16 protein-coding genes are annotated in these 22,826 nt (G+C 63.0%); 9 read left to right on the top strand and 7 right to left on the bottom strand.

The annotated features are described in order from the left end of the window. Positions 1–80: 80 nt before the first annotated feature. Entirely contained in the window at positions 81–773 is a 693-nt protein-coding gene (locus HDE79_RS02850) for a DsbA family oxidoreductase (RefSeq protein ID WP_184600402.1), read from the top strand. A gap of 34 nt (positions 774–807) precedes the next feature. Here the strand turns inward: HDE79_RS02850 and HDE79_RS02845 are convergent, their stop codons facing one another. Continuing rightward, positions 808–3,753 carry an EAL domain-containing protein gene (locus HDE79_RS02845; RefSeq protein WP_184600401.1) on the bottom strand — a complete coding sequence of 982 codons (2,946 nt, stop codon included), beginning with the start codon at positions 3,751–3,753 and terminating at the stop codon, positions 808–810. A 295-nt stretch (positions 3,754–4,048) separates the two neighbouring features. Here HDE79_RS02845 and dinG point away from each other — a divergent pair, with 295 nt between their 5' ends. The 5 genes from dinG (at position 4,049) to HDE79_RS02820 (ending at position 8,142) form a co-directional block, all read left to right on the top strand. Next, positions 4,049–6,154: an ATP-dependent DNA helicase DinG gene (dinG, locus tag HDE79_RS02840; RefSeq protein WP_184600400.1), complete on the top strand. Its 2,106-nt coding sequence runs from the start codon at positions 4,049–4,051 to the stop codon at positions 6,152–6,154. A gap of 10 nt (positions 6,155–6,164) precedes the next feature. Further along, positions 6,165–6,728 carry a HutD family protein gene (locus HDE79_RS02835; RefSeq protein ID WP_184600399.1) on the top strand — a complete coding sequence of 188 codons (564 nt, stop codon included), beginning with the start codon at positions 6,165–6,167 and terminating at the stop codon, positions 6,726–6,728. A 107-nt stretch (positions 6,729–6,835) separates the two neighbouring features. Then, entirely contained in the window at positions 6,836–7,033 is a 198-nt protein-coding gene (locus HDE79_RS02830) for a hypothetical protein (protein WP_184600398.1), read from the top strand. 66 nt (positions 7,034–7,099) lie between these two features. Beyond that, positions 7,100–7,696 carry a DUF938 domain-containing protein gene (locus tag HDE79_RS02825; protein WP_184600397.1) on the top strand — a complete coding sequence of 199 codons (597 nt, stop codon included), beginning with the start codon at positions 7,100–7,102 and terminating at the stop codon, positions 7,694–7,696. A gap of 44 nt (positions 7,697–7,740) precedes the next feature. Continuing rightward, positions 7,741–8,142, top strand: a complete 402-nt coding sequence (locus HDE79_RS02820) for a YchJ family metal-binding protein (RefSeq protein WP_184600396.1) — start codon at positions 7,741–7,743, stop codon at positions 8,140–8,142. A 33-nt stretch (positions 8,143–8,175) separates the two neighbouring features. Here HDE79_RS02820 and ligB read toward each other — a convergent pair whose 3' ends face one another. The 4 genes from ligB to HDE79_RS02800 all read right to left on the bottom strand — a co-directional run bounded on the left by ligB (position 8,176) and on the right by HDE79_RS02800 (position 12,889). Further along, positions 8,176–9,864: an NAD-dependent DNA ligase LigB gene (gene ligB, locus HDE79_RS02815; protein ID WP_184600395.1), complete on the bottom strand. Its 1,689-nt coding sequence runs from the start codon at positions 9,862–9,864 to the stop codon at positions 8,176–8,178. A gap of 113 nt (positions 9,865–9,977) precedes the next feature. Further along, on the bottom strand, positions 9,978–10,778 hold the full coding sequence (locus HDE79_RS02810; RefSeq protein WP_184600394.1) for an NRDE family protein: 801 nt from the start codon (positions 10,776–10,778) through the stop codon (positions 9,978–9,980). 34 nt (positions 10,779–10,812) lie between these two features. Beyond that, complete coding sequence (locus tag HDE79_RS02805) at positions 10,813–12,051, bottom strand: spore maturation protein (protein ID WP_184600393.1); 1,239 nt, start codon at positions 12,049–12,051, stop codon at positions 10,813–10,815. 4 nt (positions 12,052–12,055) lie between these two features. Next, on the bottom strand, positions 12,056–12,889 hold the full coding sequence (locus HDE79_RS02800) for a helix-turn-helix transcriptional regulator (protein WP_184600392.1): 834 nt from the start codon (positions 12,887–12,889) through the stop codon (positions 12,056–12,058). 78 nt (positions 12,890–12,967) lie between these two features. On the opposite strand from HDE79_RS02800, the gene HDE79_RS02795 reads away from it, so the two are divergent. Beyond that, positions 12,968–13,732, top strand: a complete 765-nt coding sequence (locus HDE79_RS02795) for a methyltransferase domain-containing protein (RefSeq protein ID WP_221439989.1) — start codon at positions 12,968–12,970, stop codon at positions 13,730–13,732. A gap of 28 nt (positions 13,733–13,760) precedes the next feature. Here the strand turns inward: HDE79_RS02795 and HDE79_RS02790 are convergent, their stop codons facing one another. Beyond that, positions 13,761–15,200 carry a glutamate synthase subunit beta gene (locus HDE79_RS02790; RefSeq protein WP_184600390.1) on the bottom strand — a complete coding sequence of 480 codons (1,440 nt, stop codon included), beginning with the start codon at positions 15,198–15,200 and terminating at the stop codon, positions 13,761–13,763. Further along, the gene (gene gltB, locus HDE79_RS02785; protein ID WP_184600389.1) at positions 15,197–19,651 is read right to left on the bottom strand and encodes a glutamate synthase large subunit; all 4,455 of its coding nucleotides are present in this window, start codon (positions 19,649–19,651) and stop codon (positions 15,197–15,199) included. The genes HDE79_RS02790 and gltB overlap by 4 nt, the downstream gene beginning before the upstream one ends. A 323-nt stretch (positions 19,652–19,974) precedes the next feature. Here gltB and HDE79_RS02780 point away from each other — a divergent pair, with 323 nt between their 5' ends. Together HDE79_RS02780 and HDE79_RS02775 are read left to right on the top strand one after the other, a co-directional pair. Beyond that, entirely contained in the window at positions 19,975–21,234 is a 1,260-nt protein-coding gene (locus tag HDE79_RS02780) for a peptidoglycan DD-metalloendopeptidase family protein (protein ID WP_184600388.1), read from the top strand. Between the two features lie 145 nt (positions 21,235–21,379). Continuing rightward, on the top strand, positions 21,380–22,771 hold the full coding sequence (locus tag HDE79_RS02775; RefSeq protein ID WP_184600387.1) for a S41 family peptidase: 1,392 nt from the start codon (positions 21,380–21,382) through the stop codon (positions 22,769–22,771). Positions 22,772–22,826: the final 55 nt, after the last annotated feature.

Raw genomic sequence — 22,826 nt, 5'->3', positions numbered from 1 at the left:
TGCCGCTGCGGGTGACCGCATATGATGGTTTCCCGCCAGTATTGCCCACTGCGATACGCGCGTTAGCCCAAGGTGATCCCATGACCGACCAAGCCAATACCGTTGCCCCGAAGCCGGCCCCCGTGAAACCCGTTCCGATCAAGATCGATTTCGTGTCCGACGTGTCATGTCCCTGGTGCGCCATCGGGCTGGCGTCGCTGCGGCAGGCGCTGGCGAATCTCGGCGGTGAGGTGGCTGCCGAGATTCATTTCCAGCCGTTCGAACTGAACCCACAGATGCCGCGCGAAGGCGAGAACTCCACCGAGCATCTGATGCGCAAGTACGGCAGCACGGCCGAACAGATTGATGCGAATCGCGAAAACATCCGCGCCCGCGGCGAGCCGCTAGGCGTCACTTTCCGGATGGACCGTAACAGCCGCGTCTACAACACCTTTGATGCACATCGCCTGCTGCATTGGGCCGAACTCGAGCGCAAGCATGTGCCGCTGAAGCAAGTGCTGCTGCGCGCGTATTTCACCGACGGCAACGACGTGAGCGATCATGCCGTGCTGCTGCGGCTAGCCGAAGAAGTAGGCCTCGATACCGCAGAGGCAGAGCGCATTCTGAATGGCGATACCTACGCGGACGACGTGCGCGCGCAGGAACAGTTTTATCTGCAGCACGGCATCCAGTCGGTGCCAGCCACCATCATCAACGACCGCCATCTGATTTCAGGTGGTCAGCCACCGGAGGCGTTCGAACAGGCGCTGCGGCAGATCGCCAATCCGGCCTGAGCTTTTCGCTCGTTTGATACACAGCAACCCGGGTTTAACTGGTCACCGTGTGGGGCTCCAGCCATTGCCGGATCGGTGCGGGGCGACCGAGCAGATAGCCCTGACCCATCTCGCAGCCCATCGCCAGCAGCGCGTCACGCTGGGCTTCGGTTTCGATGCCTTCGGCGATCACCTTGATGTTGAGTGCGCGTGCCAGCGCAAGAATCGCCGCCACCACCGTGGTGCTGTTGGTGTTGCCGTCCTTGTCCAGCTCCAGCACAAACGCGCGATCGATCTTCAATATGCGCAGTGGCAGTGAATGCAGATAGCTGAGCGATGAGTAGCCCGTGCCGAAATCATCCAGCGCCGCACCCACACCGATGCTGCGCAGCCGGTCGAGTGTACCGCGCACGAGTTCGGGATTATCGAGCAGCGCACCTTCGGTGACTTCGGCGACCAGTCGCGAGGGTGGCAAGCCGGTCTTGTCCAGCAACTGGATCAGACGCGTATCGAAATCCCCACGGCGCAGGTGCAGCGCAGACACGTTGAACGTCATGAACGTATCGTCCGAACCGTGACTGGCAAGCAGGCCGCAGCTCAGACCAAACATGCGCCAGTCGATCTCTTCGATCAGCCCGCTGTCCTCGGCAATCTTGAGAAAGTCCGCCGGCCGCAGCAACCCCCGCTGCGGATGATTCCAGCGGATGAGTGCCTCGTATCCCACCACCTGACCACCATCGAGCCGGCAGATCGGCTGAAAGTACGGCTCGAACTGTTCGTGCTGCATTGCGTGACGAAGATCGACCTCCATCGCCAGCACGTCGACCACGTTTTTCGCCAACGTCTCGTCGAACAGTTCGAAGCGCTTGCGGCCCAGATCCTTGGCGCGATACAGCGCGATATCGGCATCCCGCAGTACCTCGTCGGCGTCGTGGTAGTGAGCATCGCCAATGGCAATGCCCACGCTGGCCGTCGGCTGCAGTTCCTTGCCGGCAATCGGCATCGGCGCGCCGAGTGCATCGAGTACGCGTTGCGCCACCGCCGTCGCTACCGACACGTCCTCGACGTTCTCCAGCAGGATCGCAAACTCGTCGCCCGCCAGGCGCGCCACCAGATCGGGAGGCCGCACGCAGCTGGCCAGCCGCGCCGACACTTCTTTCAGCACCTCGTCACCGGCCAGATGGCCGAGGCTGTCGTTGATGATCTTGAAGCGGTCGACGTCGAGATACAGCAGTGCAAGGCGGCGTTGCGGATCGTGCCTGATGATGTGGAGTACGCGATCGATGCGATCACGCAGATAGCCGCGGTTGGGCAGTCCGGTGAGCGAGTCGTGCATCACCTGATGCTTGAGCTGATCCTGGATGCGCTCGCGCTCGATGATCTCCTTGCGTAGCGCCTGGGTACGCTCTTCAACACGATGTTCGAGTTGCTCATAAGCGCGGCGCAGCGATTCGGCCGAGCGACGACGTGTGAGGCTGTTGGCGATCTGCGTGGCAACGAAGGTGAGCAACTCCTGATCTGCCTGGCCGTAGGCGGATTCCTCAAGATAGCTTTGCACGGTGACCAGACCGATGACCTCGTCGCCGACGATCAATGGCACGCCCAGCCAGCACAGTGCCGGCGAACCGGTACGCCCAGGCGCGATTTCGCCCAGCACCTCCATCTGCTCGATGTCCGCGTTGTCGGCGCGCAACGCAATACCACTGTGCAGCACATATTCGCTGAGGCCACGACCCAAGGCACGACTGGTCGGCGGCAGTTTGAAGGCATCGACCATATAGGGAAACGTGAGTTTCAGACGATCGTCCGAGAGTAGCCCAATAAAGAAATTTTCCGCATTCAGCAACTCGCCGACCACTGAGTGCACGCGTCGGTAGAACTCATCCTGATCAATGTCGGCCGTGGCCAGTTGCGCGATACGGAACAATGCCGTCTGCAAATGTTCGGCACGCTGCCGCTCCAACACTTCCAGCTGCAGTACTCGGTTGGCGTCGGCCAGCTGCAGCGTGCGTAACTGCACGCGGCGCTCCAGATCTTCCTTGGTCTGCTTGCGCTCCAGAGCGGTGAGGATGTGACTGCCGACGAACTCCAGCAGATTCAGATCTTCCCGCGTGAAACTGATGCCTGGCTGGTAGCTCTGCACCACCAGTGCGCCGCCAGGCTGACCATCGCGCAACATCGGCACGCCCAGCCAGTCGTGGCTATCCGGACCGATCTGAATCACCGGACCGGAAACCTGCGCGAGCAGTTGCTCGGCGGTACCCATGCGTGCCTTGCCATCATTGATGACGTACCAGGTCAGCGAGTGTGCAATCTCCTGCAATGGCATGTCCTGACCATCACCGGGAGACGCCGGATCTTCGACGTCGACGAAGTACAAAAACCTGATCGTGTTGCGCTCGCGATAAAGCTGCACGATGTAGAAATTTTCTGCATACATCAGCGTGCTGACAATGGCATGGATGCCGCGCAGCATGTCGGGCATGTCGCGATCGGAGCCAGCCAGATCGGAGATTGCAAACAGCGCGCGCTGCAGCGTTTCGGAACGCTCCAGCTGCTGATGCGAATATTGCAGCTCCGACCACTCCAGCGCCCGGCGCAAGTACTGACCGGCTAGCACGATCGGAGCTTTCAGGTCATCGGGAACACCGGATCTTTCATGGCCCGGATGCACCGTCACCACCAGCAATGCCGGCTCGGGCTTCTCGCACAGACACAAGGCGACGCGGTCGCCTTGCCGGCTCCACTGCGGTGTGCCGGACGTGGCCACGGCGTAAAGCCACGTCCAGTCGTCGGCGTCGATAGCCACGGGCGGAACGCTGCGATGCTTTCCCGGTTCGTCAAGCGACCACAGCACCGAGGCGGCCTTGCAGCTCGGGCGATCCAGAACGACGCCTACGATCACCTTGGCCACTTCTTCGGGCGTATTGGCCGCTATCAACCGGGTTAGCCAGATCAGGTGCATGGCGTCGCTGGCCGGCTTTGCGTCCACATCATTCATTGATGGACTCCCCCCCAAACCCGCGCTGGCCGCCAACACTCACCATCTGGTTAGCATACCCTTTCGAAGTGAACGATAAAGTTGGCCGTGGCGCGGTCGCCAGCTCACCCATATAGGGCTCAGCTGGCAATACCGATAAACTGTCGGACCGCGTCACACACGAAGTATCTTGCGCAGCCCGGGCACGCGATAGGGCGCTCACAGCGTGGCGTTGGCCCATCAACATCGCAGGCTTGTTTCCCCGTATCACCACCATTCGCACGCCTCACCCGCGTCACAGGCTTACCGACTCCCCATGCTCGCTGACAGCACGAAAGATGCCATCCGCGCTTCCTATGCACGATTGAAGGATGGTCTGCCGGGCTTTCGCGCGCGTTCGTCGCAGGGAAAGATGATTGCCGAGGTAGCCAAGGCCCTGGGCCGACACGGCGGCGTGGCGGTGATCGAGGCGCCGACCGGCACCGGCAAATCGATGGCTTACCTGATCGCCGGCGTGGAAGTGGCGCGCTTCCAGAAAAAGCGCCTGCTGATCGCTACCGCCACCGTGGCCTTGCAGGAGCAGCTGGTGCAACGGGATATTCCGCTGTATCTGCGCCTCAACGGCATCGAGGCCAAGGTCGCGCTGGCCAAGGGCCGCGGCCGCTATCTCTGCCCTCGCAATCTGGCGATGGCCGCCAACAGCCTCAACGATTCCGCCCAGATGGGTCTGGCCGGCATGGATGCCGACCTGGCGATCTGGGTCAAGCCGCCGGCGCTGCGCGACAAGCAGGCGCTGGTCAAGCTCAGCGCCGCGTTCGACCACCGCGAATGGGATGGCGACATGGACACGGCGCCCGAGCCGATAAGCGACCTGCTACGCCCAATGGTGACCACCAGCGCCGGTGGCTGCACTAGCCGTAAGTGCGCGCATTTCATGGTTTGCCCGTTTTTTGCCGCGCGCCGCGCGGTAGACGACGCCGAGATCATCGTCGCCAACCAGGACCTCGTGCTGGCCGACCTCACCATGCCGGGCGAGGACGAGGGCTGGGGCGGCATCATCCTGCCCCGGCCGGACGAAACGCTGTACATCTTTGACGAAGGCCACCACGTACCGGCCAAGGCGATCGACCGCGGCACCGCCGAGGTCTACATGAACCTCAGCGCGCGCCAGCTGAGCCGGCTCGGCCGGCAGGTGCACGCGGCGTACTCGCTCACCGACAAGGAGTCGATCGGCAAGCTCAGCCTCGACAAGGGCGACGAGAAGCTACAGGAACTCAGCCATACGCTGGAAGAACTCGAACGTGAAATCCGCCTCGGCTGGCTACCCGATCCGGCCGAAGCCGAGCCGATGTACCGCGGATCGCTCGGTCAGCTGCCGGAACCCTGGGTGGAACATGCGGGCGTGCTCAGCGTCTACACCAGCGAGATCCAGCGCTGGTTGAATGCGGTGCGTCGTGCCGTGGTCGAGATGACCGATGGTGGCCCCACGCAGGAGGCACTGTCACGCGAACTCGGCATTGCGCTCGAGCGGTTGGAAAAACAGGCCCGCTGCTGGCGCGCCTGGGCCGCCAGCGATGTCGACGATACCCCGCCGATGGCACGCTGGGTCACGCTCACCGGCGACCAGCAACTGGTCTGCCATGCCTCCGCCGTTTCGGCTGGCGGCATGCTGGGCAACGTACTGTGGGGTAACGCCAGCGGCGTGGTCATGACCTCCGCCACGCTCAGCGCCGGCGGCAACTTCCGCGGCTTTGCCGATTCGGTTGGCTTGCCCGACGACGCGGTCTGCCTGAGCCTGCCCTCGCCGTTCGACCTGGCCAGCCAGGCGCGACTGGAAATTCCGGCGATGCGCACGCTGCCCGAAGCCCGCGAGGCGCACGCCGAGGAAATCAGCGAGTGGCTGGCCGACAACCTCGACTGGGATGCCGGCAACCTCGTGCTGTTCACCTCGCGCGCCAAACTCGACCGCGTACTGCAGAAGCTGCCGATCGCCCACGTGCGCAAAGTGCGTGCACAGGGTTCGCTGGGCAAATCGCAGTTGGTCGCCGAACACTGCGCCGATATCGAGGCCGGAAAAGGCAGCACGCTGTTCGGCCTGGCCTCGTTCGGCGAGGGTCTGGACCTGCCCGGCAAGCTGTGCGAGACGGTGGTGATCACCCAGCTGCCGTTTGCCGTGCCTACCGATCCGGTCGGCGCCACTTACGCCGAGTGGCTGGAATCACGCGGCCGCAACCCTTTCCTCGAAGTCAGCGTACCCGAAGCGACACGTCTGCTCACCCAATACTGCGGCCGCCTGATCCGCAATGAAACCGACCACGGTCGCATCGTGCTGCTGGATCGTCGCGTGGTGCTGAAGCGCTATGGCGCCGGCATGCTGCGGGCGTTGCCGCCGTTCCAGCGTGTGATCGAGCGGACCACGTGAGGCTATCGATATGAGTTCCTCGATCATCCGCGTCGGCGACTGCCCGTCCGTACCATGGAAAAACGGCATGGGCATCACGCGTGAAATAGCCGTCCAGCCGTCCGGATCCAATGCCGATACTTTTCTATGGCGCGTCAGCGTGGCTGAAGTGAACAGCGCCGCGCCGTTCTCGTCGTTTCCCGGGATCGATCGCCATATCGTATTGCTCGACGGCGCCGGCTTCACGATGACACTGGACGATGAACGCGCACATGCGCTGCAAACGCCGTTCAAGCCGTTCGCGTTCACCGGTGAAGCCAAGGTCGCCGTGGAACTCGCCGATGGCCCGACGCGTGATTTCAACCTGATGGTACGACGGGCAAAAGCACGCGGCGAAGTCGTCGCGCTAGACGAATCGGGCACTCATCGACTCGATCCCGATATCGTGCTTGTCTACGCCGCGCGCGGTGACATCGATACATCCGACGGCATACTGCAGGCCGGTGATGCGTGGCTCCCCGGCATCCCAAATGGCCGTGTGACGCTTCATGGCGATGCCGTCGCTCTGGCCATCCGCATCCAGTGCAGCGCCTGAGTACCCGGGGAACATCCGCTATCCGGCCAGCGGGGTGCCGAGAGTCATCTACGCAAGCTCCCCGCTCTGCGCTAAAGTTTGTCCACTAATTACGCGGAGGGCGTGACATGGTCGGGTTCGTGCTCTGGCTGTTGCTGTTGGTTGTTTGCTGGCCGCTGGCGCTGCTCGCGCTGGTGCTCTATCCCATCGTATGGTTGATCGCCCTGCCGTTCCGGCTCGTCGGCATCACCGTCGGTGCCGTGTTCGCCCTGCTTGCCGCCATGCTGATGCTTCCGGCGCGCGTGCTGCGCGGTCATCCCGTCTGAGCCTCTGCCCCCTGGCGGCAGCGCCTGTCGCAGCCGTCGCGGCGACTGTTGTTCTTGATTGACGGCATGAGCAAGCCGCGTTCTGCCGCGTGCGAGCGCAACCGCGATCCGATCCTTGCTGTGCTGCGCGAATACTTCGTCGATCGACGGCGCGTGCTGGAAATCGGCAGCGGCACCGGTCAGCACGCGGTGCATTTCGCCAGCCAGCTGCCGCAGCTGATCTGGCAGGCTTCGGATCGCGACGAAAATCTGCCCGGCATTCGCGCATGGTTGGACGAAGTCGCGCTGCCGAACACGCCACCTCCGCTGCCACTGGATGTTTCCGGTCCATGGCCAACAGCCACGTTCGACGCGGTGTTCAGCGCCAACACACTGCACATCATGGCGTGGCCCGAAGTGGAACAGCTGTTCGCACGGCTTCCGGACGTTACAGGTACCGGCGCCATGTTGATCATCTACGGCCCGTTCAAGTATGACAGTCGCCACAGCAGCGACAGCAACGTCGCCTTCGATCAGTCGCTGCAAACCCGCGGATCACATATGGCAATACGTGACGCCGAAGCGGTGGATGCCTTGGCCAACCGCGCCGGCTTCGCGTTGATCGACGACGTCGCCATGCCAGCCAATAACCGCTGCCGCGTGTGGCGGCGTGCCAGCAGCTGAAGATACATCTACTGAAATCTTGTCAAAACGCGTACAAAGACCCGATGAAATCGACCGCCACGACAACCATTTGTCCCTGCGGCAACCAGCAAGGATACAAGCCGTGCTGTAGCCGGGTGCACGAAGGCGCCGCTGCCTCAAGCGCCGAGCAGCTGATGCGCGCGCGTTACAGCGCGTACGTGCTCAAGCGCGAGGACTTTCTGTTGGCCAGCTGGCACGCCGACTCGCGTCCAGCTTCATTGAACCTGGCTGCACAACAACCGTCGCCGACCTGGCTGGGATTGGAAATTCGCCAGCAGCACAGCGAAGACGAAAGCCACGCCAGCGTGGAATTCGTCGCCCGTTATCGCCTCGGCGGTGGACGTGCGCAACGGCAGCATGAGACGAGTCGTTTCGTACGTGAAAATGGCCGCTGGTATTACCTCGATGGTGAACTCAAGAGCTAACCCCCCGCGCAGCCTCTGGGGATTTTCGCTGAGTCAGAAGCCCTGCACATTGATCGCATGCAATCGCTCTGCCTGCGCGCGCAAATCAGGATGCGCGAAAAAAGTCGCCAGACGCTCTGACTTCGCTTGACCTGCGCCAACCGCCTGCCAGTCACTCCCGCTACGCGTGCTCAGTGTTGTCCAGTCCGGTAGCGGCATGTCACCTGTCGGTGGCATGCCGAGCGCATGCAACCAATCGGAGAAGGGACGGTTGCGCGCATCCGCAAATGTTTGTGCCAGAGCGGCGGCACGTGCCTGACCCAGGTTCGGCACCCTGGCGAGTTGCGCCGATGTCAGGTTCATCCAGTCGAGCAGATCATGAATCAGTCCAGCGTCGATCAATGCCTGCCACGTATCTGCACCCATCCCATTCAGCTTGAGTCCCTGCTTGCCACCAAGCCATACCAGCCGCGCGCGAAACTGATCTCCGCAGCCGGTCGCGACGTGCCAGCAGCTCAGCGGATCGTGCGTCTGCTGATCGGGTACGGCGACCTCAGCGCGCAACTGAGTCCGCCATACCACCGACTGCAATCGCGGAATGGTCAGGCCGGCCAGCGCGATCTCAACCTGATCGCCGGGGCGGATATCGAGTGCTTTCCAGCGTGCCACCGAGCCGACGCTGACCCGCTGCACACGGTGATCGTCCAGCTCCACCGGTTCCAGCTCCAATACCGGCGTGATGCGACCGCTGCGGCCCACGGTAAAGGTCACCGCACGCACTTCGGCCAGCGCCTGCGCAGCCGGATATTTCCAGGCGACCGCCCAAGCCGGCGGTGCCGGCTGCCACGTCGATGCGGGTGGCCGGTGACCCTGGCGAACCACGGTGCCATCGGCGGCGAAGGGCATCGCGTGGCGATACCACTGTTCACGCCAGCGCTGCACATCGTCGATTGAACTGACTGTGTGGATATACGTCACGCTATCGGCCAGGCCCATCGCCTGCAGGCCGGCCAGTCGTGCCGGCATATCGGCAGGGCCGCTCGGCCAGTCCCACACAAACAAGCCGATGTGCGCCGCCGTGACGACATCGAGCGTATCGCGTGCCATTGCACCAGCCACAGCCGAACGCGCGCTGATGCCGCCATCGCTGGCCTGAACGTGGCCGGGCACGCGCCAGTAGATTTCACCTTGCAGCACCACGCGTGTTGGCGCATGCGGCAGATGCTTGGGAATCGCATCGATACCCTGCGCTTTGACCGTCCAGTCCGAGCCATGCAGGCCATCGCCACGGCTGGTGGCTTCGCTCAATTGGCCGTCTATATATAGAAGCGTGACAGCAACGCCATCGGCCTTGGGCTGCACCCATAGATCCTTGTTTTCACGCACCTGCATCCAGGCGGCCAGCGCCGGACCATCGGACAACTTGGCCAGTCCCGTCTGCGCTACCGGTGAACGCACGTTGCCGGTGGCATCGGCGAGATGCGCGAACAACGGCGGCGCCTGCTCTGGAAAGCAGTTGCGCCATCGTAAAAAACGCTTCGATGCCTGATCGTAAACCGCATCGTCCACGGGCGACTGACCACCCGTGCGATAAGCATGATTCCAGCCGTCCAGCCGATCATGCAACGCGATCATCTCCGCTCGCGCCTGCGTGGATGACCACACCGGACAATCCTGTGACCACACCGGGCAGCTGACCAGGCCAGCGATAAAAATGACAGGCAGCAACCATTCCTTGCACATCGATTTCATCCGTCCGTGATTGATGCCAGCAGACTAGCGAGCGAGTCATGACGCTGAAAGGCGAACATGCCAACAACTCGCGTAGGCGCGAAGCTGTTGCTCGAACGCACGTACTACTTCTGCGCGTTGCCACCTTGCTGCTGGCCGGCAATCGATAGCGCAGTTTCACCCTCAAGGTGCCCGTTCGGCCCGAAACGCCGCTCGACAATCACACCGAGGCCATCGTCCGCGATCGCGACCACGGTGCTGGCGCGGGTGCCATAAGAATCGCCGCGAATAAACGCTGACGACAGCCAGCGCTCGCGCTCCAGTCCCACGCCAGTATCGGGCAGCTCTGAATCGGGCGCAGCCTGCTCCTCGGCAAGTGCAGCGAACAGCGCGGAAAAATCATTGGCTTGGTGATGGGAGCTACTTGCATCGATCCACTGTTGCAGCCGCTCACACAAACGTTGCGTCTTCGGCCACGGCGTATCGAGTTCGGCATTTGACAGGCCGTGCACGCCGGACGTCAGCACCTGCGATTGCGGGCTTGGTCGGTTGCCGACATGAAACGCCTGCGTCGAATCGAAGGTGAGCAAATTGAACGGCCGATAATCGGCGGCTTTCGACCGCAACTGCAATGCATGCGTAGCCGCGTCGTCATTACCCGTCAGATAGTCTGTTACCAGCCATCCGCGTGACAGGCCAAGCTGCGGGTCGCGTGGGTTGCGCACGTTGGTGACCACGCTGCAACGACCATTGGCAGTAACCCCCAACCATGTTCCGCCGGCTTCCAGATCACGGCCCGCCGTGATCGTCGAGTCGGGCCAGTGCGCCAGCGCAGCACTGGGTCGCGCATGAAATTCATCACGGTTGCCGGCCAGCACCAGCCGCCAACGTGGATGTGCGGTCCACGCGAGCGCGATTACGCACATGGCTGGGACGCTCTCTGAAATCCGTGTGTTCGCATCATTTTATTGATCCGAAGAACCAGTAGCACACGCCGATTGACGCCAACACGCCGGCAAGATCGGCCAGCAGGGCGCAGCCAATCGTGTGACGCACGCGCTTGATGCCGACCGCCCCGAAGTACACAGCGACCACGTAGAACGTCGTCTCGGTGCTCCCCTGGATGACTGCAGCAAGCAGCGCGGGGAAGCTGTCCACGCCCGAGTGATGCATGGTCTCGATCAGCATCGCGCGCGCCGCGCTGCCGGAGAACGGTTTGACGAGTGCGGTCGGCAAGGCGTCGACAAAGCGATCATCCAAACCTGCGTGCAGCACCAGCCAGCGGATACCGTTCAACGCGAAATCAAGCGCACCCGAAGCGCGTAGCACGCCCACCGCTGAAAGCATCGCAATGAGGTACGGCAGCAGATCCTTGGCAACGTCGAAACCCTGTTTCGCGCCATTGATGAAACTCTCGAACAGCGGCACGCGCCGCCACGCCCCCACACAGAGAAACACAATGATCACGCCGAACAGCATCAGGTTGCCCAGCAGCGACGACAGCGAGGCGAGAGCTACTGCCGTCAGCGACGTCAGCAATGCGATAAAGCCCCCGAGCAACAGCGCACCACCACCCAGCCAGGCGATCACCACCGGATCCCACAGCCGCAGGCGTTGCATGTACGCCACCGACAGCAGGCCGGTGAGGTTGGCCGCGAAATGTGCCAGCAGAATCGGCAGAAAAACCAGGGTCGGATCATGTGCTCCGGCCTGCGCACGATAGACGAACACCGTCACCGGCAGCAGCGTCAACGACGAAGCATTGAGCACGAGAAACAGAATCTGTGCGTTGCTGGCGGTATCGGCCGATGGATTGATCGTTTGCAGCTCGCGTATCGCGCGCAGGCCGATCGGTGTAGCCGCGTTGTCCAGCCCAAGCGCGTTGGCAGCGAAGTTGAGCGTGATCAAGCCGATTGCCGGATGGCCGCGCGGAACACCGGGCATTAGCCGCGAAAATAGCGGCCCCAACACTCGCGCCATGCGATCGACCAGTCCCGCTTCCTCCGCGATATTGAGAAAGCCCAGCCACAGCGCCAGCGTACCGAACAGCAGCAACATCACCTTCACCGACAGCTCGGCCATGTCGAACAGCGAGCCGACCACCGCGGCAAAGACAGTCTCATCACCGCCGATCAACCAGCGCGACAGCGCGGCTACCGCGGCAACCAGAAAAAAACCAAGCCAGAGTCTACTGAGCATGCGGTCAGGGCTGCTGGTGTTCGGCGGAAAAGCCGTCGCCTGCCGGCAGCAACAGCACGAGCTTGTGATCCGGACTGCACGACGGAACCAACGTAATCTGGTTGCGCAAGACAAAACCCTGCTTTGGATGATTGAACGCGCGCTGCCCACCTTCGCGAGCCAGCACGCTGTGCCGGCTCCAGAAATCGGCGAACGCGGTGCTGTCACGCTGCAGTTCCGCAATCAAACATGCCAGCGCCGCATCGTTGGGATACAGGGCGCTATCGGCGCGGAATTCGGCAACCAGGCGACCCGCGCGCTCGTCCCAATCGCGAATAAAGCTACGCGCGGATGGATCAAAAAATACGTAGCGCAGCAGACAAGGCTCGCCGCTCGCCAGCCAGGGAGCGAACAACTCGGCCGCCGATGCATTCCAGGCGCGAAGCCGCCACGTTCGATCCAGTAGATAGGCCGGCATCGGCATGGCCTGCACCGCAGCACGCAGGGCCGGCACTGCCGCGTTATCGTCAACGGCGGCAGGCGGCGCGGGATCGCGACGGCGCGCCAGTTCAAAGAGATAGCCACGCTCGGCCGCGGAAAGTCGCAGCACTTCGGCCAAACGCGCGAGCGCCGATGCCGACAGAGACATCTCTCGCCCCTGTTCGAGCCAGGTATACCAGGCCGTGCTGATGGCAGCGAGCTGAGCGACTTCCTCACGCCGCAAACCCGGCGTGCGCCGCCGCGCGGATAGCGCCGATATCCCGGCCGCGCTCACTGGCATGGCCTCGCGACGCGCGCGCAGAAAACGGCCAAGCAAATGGCGTGCGTCGTCAGCCGTTTCGAGGGAGGAAGTATTCATACCGGGATAATGACGCAACTTACACCAGCGGGACGCCGGATGCAGAATCCGGAAACCGTCCCCCTGGAGTTATTCATCGTGAGCACATCCCAACCGTCTTTTGTCGCTGAACAATATAGCCCGCGCGCTAGCGATTACCTTGCCAGCGAAGTCCATCGCCAAGGCGCCGATCTCGACCAGATGGAAAGCCTGTTGAAGGAGCAGCGGCACGCGCGTCTGCTCGACCTGGGCTGCGGCGGCGGACACGTCAGCTACCGTGCCGCGCCGCTGGTCGAGCAGGTGGTTGCCTGCGACGTCACGGCGAGCATGCTCGCCACCGTGCAGTCCGCCGCGGCGGAGCGAGGCCTGACCAATATCACGGTGCAACAGGCACCGGCGGAGCAGCTGCCGTTCGCCGATGCCAGCTTCGACATTGTGGTCGCGCGCTTCACCACGCATCACTGGCAGCACCGAGATGCCGGCCTGCGGGAAGCGCGACGGGTGCTGAAGCCCGGCGGCCTCGCGGTATTCATCGACGTCACCGCCCCGGAGAACGCCCTGCTCGATACCTACCTGCAGGCGATCGAGGTATTGCGCGACATTTCCCATGTGCGCAATTACCGCTTGACCGAATGGATCGGCGCGCTGGCGCAAGCGGGTTTTGCCATCGAAAGCGTCACTCCGCGCCGGCTACCGCTGCGCTTTGACGACTGGGTCGCCCGTACGAAGACAGACGCACAACATGTGGCGGCCATTCGCAGCTTGCTGCGCTACGCCCCGACTGAGGTGCGCGAGCATTTCGCCGTGGTCGCGGACGGAAGTTTCACGCTCGACACAGTCACCGTGACCGCCAGCACCGCCTGAGCGGAAGTGCAACGGCTAGCGGCAGACATCAGCCGACGTATTCGACTTCCGCCAGCTCCAGTTCACTGAACATTTGAGCGATCGACCCAGCAGCCTCGCGACCGTCGTAAACAGCGCGCACCACGAGATCCGCACCGCGCATATTGTCGCCACCGGCAAACACTTTCGGGTGGCTGGTCTGGAACGGCAGGCGACCGTCGTGCCCCGCAAGAATGCGGCCACTGCGGTCGCGTTCGATGCCGAATGCTTCGCACCACGCCGGTGGGCTGGCGCGGAAGCCGAAAGCCTGAATCACCACGTCGGCGGGCAGCTCCTTCTCGCTGCCTTCGACGTTGCGCAACCGCACGCCACCCTTGCCATCGTCGACCAGCTCGGTAGTGACGACCTGCACCGCGCGCACTTTATTGTCGTCGCCTATAAGAGCTGTCGGCTGGCGATTGAACAGGAATTGCACACCTTCGTCACGGCTCGATCCGACCTCGCGACGCGAACCGGGCATGCTCATTTCATCGCGGCGATAAACGCAGGTCACTGAGGCTGCACCCAGACGTATCGAGGTGCGGTTGCAATCCATGCCGGTATCGCCACCGCCAAGCACCACGACATGCTTGCCATTGAGATCCAGTGCGGCTGGTACCGGCTGCTCATCGATCAGGCGGTCGACGTTGGCGATCAGGAACGGCAGTGCGTAGTGCACGCCATCGAGTTCCGCTCCCGGCAGCTGGCCATCCACGAAGGTGTAGGCACCGGTACCGACGAAAACCGCATCGTAGTCGGCGAGCAATTGCTCAAACGCGATATCGCGGCCGATCTCCACACCAAGATGGAATTGCACGCCCATGCCCTCGAGCACATCGCGCCGCGTGCGCACCACGCCCTTGTCGAGCTTGAACGGAGGGATGCCGAACGTGAGCAGGCCGCCGATTTCGCGTTGACGATCGAACACGTCCGCGGCGATACCCGCGCGACGCAGGCGATCGGCGCAAGCCAAGCCCGCCGGGCCGGCACCGACCACCGCCACGCGTCGGCCGCTCTCGACCACGTGCGACATATCCGGCCGCCAGCCCTGGCGGAACGCCTCATCGGTGATCGAACGCTCAATGCTACCGATGGTGACCGCACCGAAGTCGCCCTGCTCCAGGGTGCAGGCACCTTCGCACAGACGATCCTGCGGGCAGACGCGGCCGCAGATTTCCGGCAGCGGATTGGTTTCGTGCATCAAGGTGGCTGCTTCGAACAGCCGACCTTCCTCAACGAGCTTGAGCCAGTTCGGAATGTAGTTGTGTACCGGGCAGGCGTTTTCGCAATACGGGTTGCCGCAGTCGATGCAGCGCCCGGCCTGCGTGCTGGCATCGGTCGAGGCGAAGTCGCCGCTGATCTCGCCGTAGCCGAGCACACGGATGGCCACGGGTACGGTGCGCGGCGGCTGTCGCGGCAGATCCATGAAACGGAATAGCTTGTGGCTCACGCGGCTCTCCGCAGTTCGTCGGCCAGGGCAGCAAGACTGGCGGCTTTGGGTTTGACCAGCCAGAAACGCTGCAGCACCCCGCGAAAATCAACCAACAAATGTCTGGCCCAAGCACTGCCGGTATGTTCGGCATGCTGCGCAATCAGACCACGCAGATGCTGCATGTAATGCTCCATGCCCTCGGGCGAAATACGCACGATGTCGACCAGCTCGTGGTTGTAGCAATCGACAAAGGTACGCTGTAGATCGAGGACGTAGGCGAAGCCACCGGTCATCCCCGCGCCGAAATTCAGGCCGCAGGCGCCGAGCACAGCAACGACGCCGCCGGTCATGTATTCGCAGCAGTGGTCGCCCGCGCCTTCGATCACCGCGAGTGCGCCGGAGTTGCGCACGCCGAAGCGTTCGCCCGCACGTCCCGCCGCAAACAGTTCGCCGCCGGTGGCACCATACAGGCAGGTGTTGCCGAGGATCGACGCATCCTGGCTGGCGAACGGCGACTCCGGCGGCGGCCGCACGATGATGCGTCCGCCGGTCATGCCCTTGCCGACACCGTCGTTCGCTTCGCCCGTGAGTTCGATCTGCACGCCACCGGCATTCCACGCGCCGAGGCTCTGGCCCGCTGCGCCGTCCAACTTCAGGATGATCGGCGTCGCGTCCATGCCGTGATCGCCATACAGGCGAGCGATGTCGCCAGACAATCTCGCACCGATCGCGCGATCGGTATTGGCAATGGCGTAGCTGAAGGTCGCGCTCTGTCCGCTGGTCACCGCCTCGTCCGCGTCGGCGCTGATGCGCGAGGCCAGTGCGGCCGGATCACGCATCGGATTGCGCGCCATCACGCAGGCGCTGTCGACATCGACGCCGAGTCCGTCATTGGAAATCAGCCGCGACAGATCGAGCTGGCGCTGCACTGGCGTGCTGCCTTCGGCCTGGGTCAGCAGATCGCTGCGGCCAACCAGCTCACCGAGGCTACGCACGCCGAGCGCAGCCATGTGCAGGCGCACGTCTTCGGCGACGAAGCGGAAGTAGTTCATCACCATCTGCGGCAGGCCGATGAAGTGATCCTTGCGCAGCCGCTCGTTCTGCGTGGCCACGCCGGTGGCGCAATTGTTGAGATGGCAGATGCGCAGATATTTGCAGCCCAGCGCGACCATCGGGCCGGTGCCGAAGCCGTAGCTCTCGGCGCCCAACATCGCCGCCTTGATCACGTCGAGGCCGCTCTTCAGGCCACCGTCGGTCTGCAAGCGCACGCGACCGCGCAGGCCGTTACGGCGCAGCGTCTGCTGCACTTCGGCCATGCCCAGTTCCCACGGCGTACCGGCGTACTTGATCGAGGTGAGCGGGCTGGCGCCGGTGCCGCCGTCGTGGCCGGAGATGGTGATCAAATCCGCGCCGGCTTTCACCACACCGGCGGCGACGGTACCGACACCCGCGTGCGACACCAGCTTTACCGAGATCAGCGCGGTCGGATTCACTTCCTTCAGATCGTGGATCAGCTGGGCCAGATCCTCGATCGAATAGATGTCGTGATGCGGCGGCGGCGAAATCAGGCCGATGCCCGGCTTGGCGAAACGCAGCCGCGCAATGGTCTCGTCGACCTTGTGGCCCGGCAGCTGGCCGCCTTCGCCGGGCTTGGCGCCCTGCGCGATCTTGATCTGCAGCACTTCGGCATTGATCAGATAGGTCGGCGTGACGCCGAAACGGCCCGACGCCACCTGCTTGATCTTCGACATGCGCTCGGTGCCGTAGCGCGCGGGATCTTCACCACCTTCGCCGGAATTGCTGCGACCGCCGAGACGATTCATCGCCGTGGCAAGCGCCTCGTGCGCTTCGGGCGACAGCGCGCCGAGCGACATGCCTGCGGAATCGAAACGCTTGAGTATCGCCTCGACCGGCTCGACCTCGTCCAGCGGAATCGGCTCACCGATACCATGTGGCAACAGCAGGTCACGCAACGCCGATGGCGGTCGTGAATCGACTTGCTGCGCGTAGCGGCGATAGTCGGCCATTTCGCCCGTGCGCACCGCGTGCTGCAAGGTATCGATCACGTCGGGGTTGTACATGTGGTACTCGCCGCCATAGACGAACTTGTACAAGCCGCCGGCGTGCAGCGGCTTGGCCTCGTTCCATGCTTCGGCCGCGAGCAGGCGCTGATCGTTCTGCAGCTCGGCAAAACCCGCGCCGCCGACGCGCGATGGCGTGCCGGGGAAGCACAGCGCCACCACTTCCGGCGCCAGCCCGATGATCTCGAACAGCTGCGCACCGCGATAACCGGCGACAGTGGAAATGCCCATCTTCGAAAGAATCTTCAGCAGGCCTTTGCGAATGCCGCGCCGATAGCTGCGACCGATCTCACGCTGGTTGCTGTCGCCGCGATGGATGTGTCCATCACGACCGAGTTCGAACAGACTCTGGTACGCCAGCCATGGATAGATGGCGGTCGCGCCGAAACCGATCAGGCAGGCGAATTGATGCGCGTCGCGCGCCGTGGCCGTCTCCACCAGCAGATTGCATTGGCAGCGCAGGCCGCTCTCCGTCAGGTGCGCGTGGATCGCTCCCACCGCGAGCAGCGCATGCGCCGGGAGGGTCTTTTTGTTCGGGTAGCGATCAGTGATGAAGACCATGCCGGCGCCAGCGCGCACACCCTCTTCGGCCTCACGACAAAACCGCCGCAGCGCCGCTTCGAGCCCTTCGCTGACCGGATAGCAAAGGTCGACCTGTACGGTGCCTTTGACATACTGCGGCAACGCCAGGATCTGGCGCAGTTTGCGCTGCGAACAGATCGGCGAATTGAGCAAAATCTGTTTGGCGTTTTTTGCCGACAGCTCGAAGATGTTGCCCTCGGCGCCGATCTGCGTCATCAGCGACATCACCAGTAGCTCGCGCAGCGGATCGATCGGCGGATTGGTGACCTGCGCAAAGCCTTCGCGGAAGCGGTCGAATAGCGGCCGCACCTGACGCGACATCGCTGCCACCGGCGTGTCGTCACCCATCGAGCCGGTTGGCTCGGCCTCGGTTTCGGCCAGCACCTTGAGCACGGTTTCGCGTTCTTCGCGGCTGAGCCCGTAGAGCTTCTGCCAGCGATGCAGTTCGTTGGCTGGCAGCGGTTCGGCCGCCAGGCTGGGATCGATCAGATCGGATTCGAGATACGTGATGCCCTCGCGCAACCACTGCTGGAACGGCGCGCGGCGACGGTTGATCGCGTCGATGTCGGCATCGAACAATAATTTGCCGGCGCGAAAATCCACCGCCAGCATCTGGCCGGGCCCGAGCCGGCCCTTGCCGACGACTTTGGACGCGGACACATCCCACAGGCCAGCCTCGGATGCGACGATCAGATGGTTGTCGTCCGACAACGCCCAGCGCGCCGGACGCAGGCCGTTGCGATCGAGCGCGCAGGCAGCGTAATGGCTGCCGCACATCACCAGGCCGGCAGGGCCGTCCCACGGCTCCATGTGCAGCGCGTAGTACTCGTAGAAGGCGGCCAGATCCTCGTCCATATCCTCGCGCGCCGCGTAGGCTGGCGGCACCAGCACGCGCATCGCAGTGAGCATGTCGAGGCCGCCGGCCAGCAGCACTTCCAAGGCGTTGTCCAAGCTCTCGGAATCCGAGCCGGTCTGTCGCACCAGTGGGCCGATATCGCTCAGGTCGACCAACGGCGAATGCAGGATTGCCTCGCGCGCCTGCATCCAGCGGCGGTTACCCCGAATCGTGTTGATTTCGCCGTTGTGCGCGAGCAAACGGAACGGCTGCGCCAGCCGCCACTGTGGCGAGGTATTGGTGGAAAAGCGCTGGTGGAATACCACCGCGTCACTCACCAATGCGGGGTGACGCAGATCGTCAAAGACGTCACGCAGGCGGCCAGGGGCAGCCATCGCCTTGTAACCAATGACATGCGAGGAGAGCGTCACCACATAAAACTGCGCATCTTCCGCCAGCGCGGTCTCGGCACGGCGCCGGGCGCGGAACAGCGCGCGCTCGAACTTCTCATCGTCCATGCCATCGCCAACGTTGACGAAGACTTGGTGCATGCGCGGACAGCTCGAAAAAGCCATCGGGCCGCAGGCGTCAGCGTTCACTGTCAGCTCGCGCCAGCCGGCCACGCTCAGTCCCTCTTCCACGATGTATTGCTCAAGCACGGCCATAGCGTTGCTACCCGCCGGATCGAGAAACACCAGGCCAGCGGCAAAACGTTCGGCAACGGGGATACCCGCTTCCTTCGCCAATGCGCGCAGCCACGGCGCGGGCGTGTGAATCAATACGCCGCAACCATCGCCGCTGATGCCATCGGCATTGACGCCACCACGATGCGAAAGCTTGGCCAGCGCTTCGAACGCCGTATCGACCACCCACGCACTGGCGTGGCCGTCGATCTGCGCGACCAAACCAAACCCGCAGCTGTCGTGTTCGAAAGCCGGGTCATACAACGTGGTAGTAACTGACTGCGCCATCGGGCCTCCGCGGCAGATGGAATGACTGAGCGCACGAAGCCGGCGAGGTGGTAAGCGCCTTGGCTACGAACGGGGTTATCCCGACTAAAACACACTTGCTGCTAAGCGTCAAAGCATTTGGACGGCCATATGGCGCTGACATGGTCTGATTGAGAAGCAATTTGCCGTCGCGCGATCGGCTTATCCTGACGATCGGGAGCAGGCTACGCTTCTTTAACAACGGCACAGATCCTCTGCTGATGCGGCCTGCGTGGGCATACCAGTTTGGCGAAGCCGCTCCCCGGTAGCTCGCTACCCACGCCCGGCTCGGTGATAATCGCCAGATGCCGCCAATTGCCCGCTTTGCCCGCCGTCTGTTCATCCAACGATCGTCCATCCCCGTGCTGCTTGTCGCCGCGGCGTTGAGCTGCACGCTCGCGGCACCCTCCGCGCAGGCACGGCAGGATGGCAAGACCGGTAGCGAGCAGGCCGACGCCAAGCAGAAGCTGGCCGACATCCAGGCCAGGATGAACGCGCTGGCCAAGCAGCAGGCCGACACCGCCACACGTCGCGACAGCGCCAATGCCGAACTGGCCAAACAGGCAACCGCGCTGGCCACGGCAGCCCGCGCGGTTCACCAGACCGACACCGAACTGACCGCCAAGCAGAAACAGCTTGATGATCTGCAGCAACAGCAGGCCACGCTGAAGCAGAGCCTGGATAGCCAGCACGCCGCCATCGGTGAACTGCTGCGTGCCACTTATGCGCTGGGTCAGGGTTCGGACCTGCGCCTGCTGCTGGGTGATGAAGACCTGGCACGCATCTCACGCGCGCTGATGTACTCGAAATATTTTCAGCAGGATCGGGTGCAGCGTGTTCAGCAACTGATGTCCGATCTGGCCAAGCTGCAGGAATTGCAAACCGCGATCAGTGCCGAACAACAGGCCCTGGAAGCCACCCGCGTGCAGCGACAGCAGCAGGCCAAGACGCTGGCCCAGCAGCGGGCCGCGCAGCAGAAGCTGGCCGCCGAAACCGACGCGCAATACAAGGATCAGGCGCAGAAGCTGACCGTGCTGAAACAGAACGCACAGGCGCTGAACGAGCTGGTCGCCAAACTGCAGAAGGCAATCGACGATGCCGCGCGCGAAGCGCAGGCACAGGCGGCCGCCGCGCGTGAGGCGGCGCGTAAAAAGCATCCCGGGCAAAACCTGCCGCCACCGCCGCTGGACGTCGGCAAGGCGACCGCCAATATCCGCGGCAATTTGCCGTGGCCGGCCAGCGGCGTGGTCAACAGCTTCGGCAACGGCGTGCTGATCAAGGCGGCGGGCGGCAGCGAAATCCACGCGGTGGCGCGCGGCCGGGTGATCTATGCCGGCTTTCTGCGTGGCTACGGGATGCTGCTTATCGTCAGCCACGGCAACGGCTGGCTTAGCATGTACGGTAATAACGAGACCCTGCTGCACAGGGTGGGTGACCAGGTCGAAGCCGGCTCAGCGATTGGCACCGCCAGCCCGACGACTGGCGTCAACACCGGCGTATATTTCGAATTGCGCCGGGACAACCAGCCGGTCGACCCGCGTAGCTGGTTGAGCCAGCGCCGTTGACGCCAACAACATGCCATCGCAGGCTAGGATGCTGCCGCTGATGAATTTCACCGGGCTCGAGCTGTCTCAATCCGGGTTATCTCAGTTTCCACTCTCTTTCCGTCGGACTGCGGTACGACGTTTATTTGTTTCACGGAGCCATTCCATGCGTCGTTCTTTCCGCGGCCAGATCGCCCTGCTGACATCACTGCCACTGCTGCTGGCTCTACCTTTTGCGCAAGCGCAGACAGCGCCTGCCGCCGATACCAGCGTGGCATCTCCGGCCGATATTCCCGCGTCGGCAGGCACCACCGCCGCGCCAGCGAGTACAGGCTCCAGCCCCGATCAGGTCGACCTCGACGATATCCGCAACTTCAGCCGCGTCTACGAAGTGGTGAAACAGGCCTATGTGGAAAAGGTCGATGACAAGACGCTGATGAAGGCCGCGATCACCGGCATGCTCAGCGGGCTCGATCCGCACAGCGAATACCTCGACAAGGACGGCCTGGCCCAGCTCAACGAGGACACGACTGGCCAATACAGCGGCCTGGGCATCGAAGTACTGCAGGACGATGGCGCGCTGCGCATCGTTTCGCCAATCGATGACACCCCCGCATCGCGCGCCGGCATCCAGGCCGGCGACACCATCGTCAAGATCGATGGCACCGTGATCAACTCGGAAAATATCGACGACATGTACGCCAAGCTGCGCGGCAAGCCGGGCAGCAAGATCGATCTCACCATCGTGCATGCCAAGAGCGACAAGTTGATCGATCTGCATCTGGTGCGTGAAACCATTGCGGTCAGCAGCGTCAAGGTGCGTGAGCTCGAACCCGGCTATGCCTATATCCGGATCAGCCAGTTCCAGGACGACACCGCCGGAGATCTCGACAAGAAACTTGGCGAACTGATCAAGAAGAACGGTCCGCAAAAAGGCGCCGTGCTCGACCTGCGCAACAATCCCGGCGGCCTGCTGACGGCGGCCGTCGCGGTTAGCGACGACTTCCTCGATAGCGGTGTCATCGTCAGCACGCGCGGCCGGCTGCAGGATTCCAATATGAGCTTCAGCGCGCACCCCGGCGACCTGCTCAACGGCGCATCAATGGTGGTGCTCACCAACAACGGCACCGCATCGGCCGCCGAAATCGTCTCCGGCGCGCTGAAAGACAATCACCGCGCCCTGCTGATGGGCCAGCGCACGTTCGGCAAGGGCGTGGTGCAGACCGTGCTGCCGCTGGACGCCGATCACGCAGTCAAGATCACCACCGCGCGCTATTACACGCCCAACGGCACCTCGATCCAGGCCGAAGGTATCAAGCCGGATATCGCACTAGCCGACCTCACGGTGAAAAAAGCCGACAGCCCTGCCTCGCTGATCAGCTCCGAATCCGACCTGCCCAATCACCTGGCCAACGAAAATGCCACCACCGGCGACGACATCAACAACGACGGCAGCGCCGATGACGCCAAACTGGCGACCGGTGACTACGCGTTATCGCAAGCACTTAATGTGCTGAAGGGCATTGCGTTGGGGCATGCGACCAGCTCGCGGCGCTGAGATAAAACCCCGCTATGCATTCTCATGATTTAGCCGTTCAAACGGCTAAATCATG

It is taken from the genome of Rhodanobacter sp. MP1X3 (genome assembly GCF_014207165.1).
Taxonomy (GTDB): domain Bacteria; phylum Pseudomonadota; class Gammaproteobacteria; order Xanthomonadales; family Rhodanobacteraceae; genus Rhodanobacter.
The sequence above is the reverse complement of the archived record's forward strand: the minus strand, read 5'-3'. Positions and strand labels throughout refer to the sequence as shown.

What these genes read in the sequence shown, in the direction of transcription:
- HDE79_RS02775 (WP_184600387.1), top strand. Translation starts at nt 21,380, where the DNA reads ATGCGTCGTTCTTTCCGCGGCCAGATCGCCCTGCTGACATCACTGCCA.
- HDE79_RS02850 (WP_184600402.1), top strand. Translation starts at nt 81, where the DNA reads ATGACCGACCAAGCCAATACCGTTGCCCCGAAGCCGGCCCCCGTGAAA.
- HDE79_RS02800 (WP_184600392.1), bottom strand. Translation starts at nt 12,889, where the DNA reads ATGAATACTTCCTCCCTCGAAACGGCTGACGACGCACGCCATTTGCTT.
- HDE79_RS02825 (WP_184600397.1), top strand. Translation starts at nt 7,100, where the DNA reads ATGAGCAAGCCGCGTTCTGCCGCGTGCGAGCGCAACCGCGATCCGATC.
- gltB (WP_184600389.1), bottom strand. Translation starts at nt 19,651, where the DNA reads ATGGCGCAGTCAGTTACTACCACGTTGTATGACCCGGCTTTCGAACAC.
- HDE79_RS02820 (WP_184600396.1), top strand. Translation starts at nt 7,741, where the DNA reads ATGAAATCGACCGCCACGACAACCATTTGTCCCTGCGGCAACCAGCAA.
- HDE79_RS02835 (WP_184600399.1), top strand. Translation starts at nt 6,165, where the DNA reads ATGAGTTCCTCGATCATCCGCGTCGGCGACTGCCCGTCCGTACCATGG.
- HDE79_RS02780 (WP_184600388.1), top strand. Translation starts at nt 19,975, where the DNA reads ATGCCGCCAATTGCCCGCTTTGCCCGCCGTCTGTTCATCCAACGATCG.
- HDE79_RS02810 (WP_184600394.1), bottom strand. Translation starts at nt 10,778, where the DNA reads ATGTGCGTAATCGCGCTCGCGTGGACCGCACATCCACGTTGGCGGCTG.
- ligB (WP_184600395.1), bottom strand. Translation starts at nt 9,864, where the DNA reads ATGTGCAAGGAATGGTTGCTGCCTGTCATTTTTATCGCTGGCCTGGTC.
- dinG (WP_184600400.1), top strand. Translation starts at nt 4,049, where the DNA reads ATGCTCGCTGACAGCACGAAAGATGCCATCCGCGCTTCCTATGCACGA.
- HDE79_RS02830 (WP_184600398.1), top strand. Translation starts at nt 6,836, where the DNA reads ATGGTCGGGTTCGTGCTCTGGCTGTTGCTGTTGGTTGTTTGCTGGCCG.
- HDE79_RS02805 (WP_184600393.1), bottom strand. Translation starts at nt 12,051, where the DNA reads ATGCTCAGTAGACTCTGGCTTGGTTTTTTTCTGGTTGCCGCGGTAGCC.
- HDE79_RS02845 (WP_184600401.1), bottom strand. Translation starts at nt 3,753, where the DNA reads ATGAATGATGTGGACGCAAAGCCGGCCAGCGACGCCATGCACCTGATC.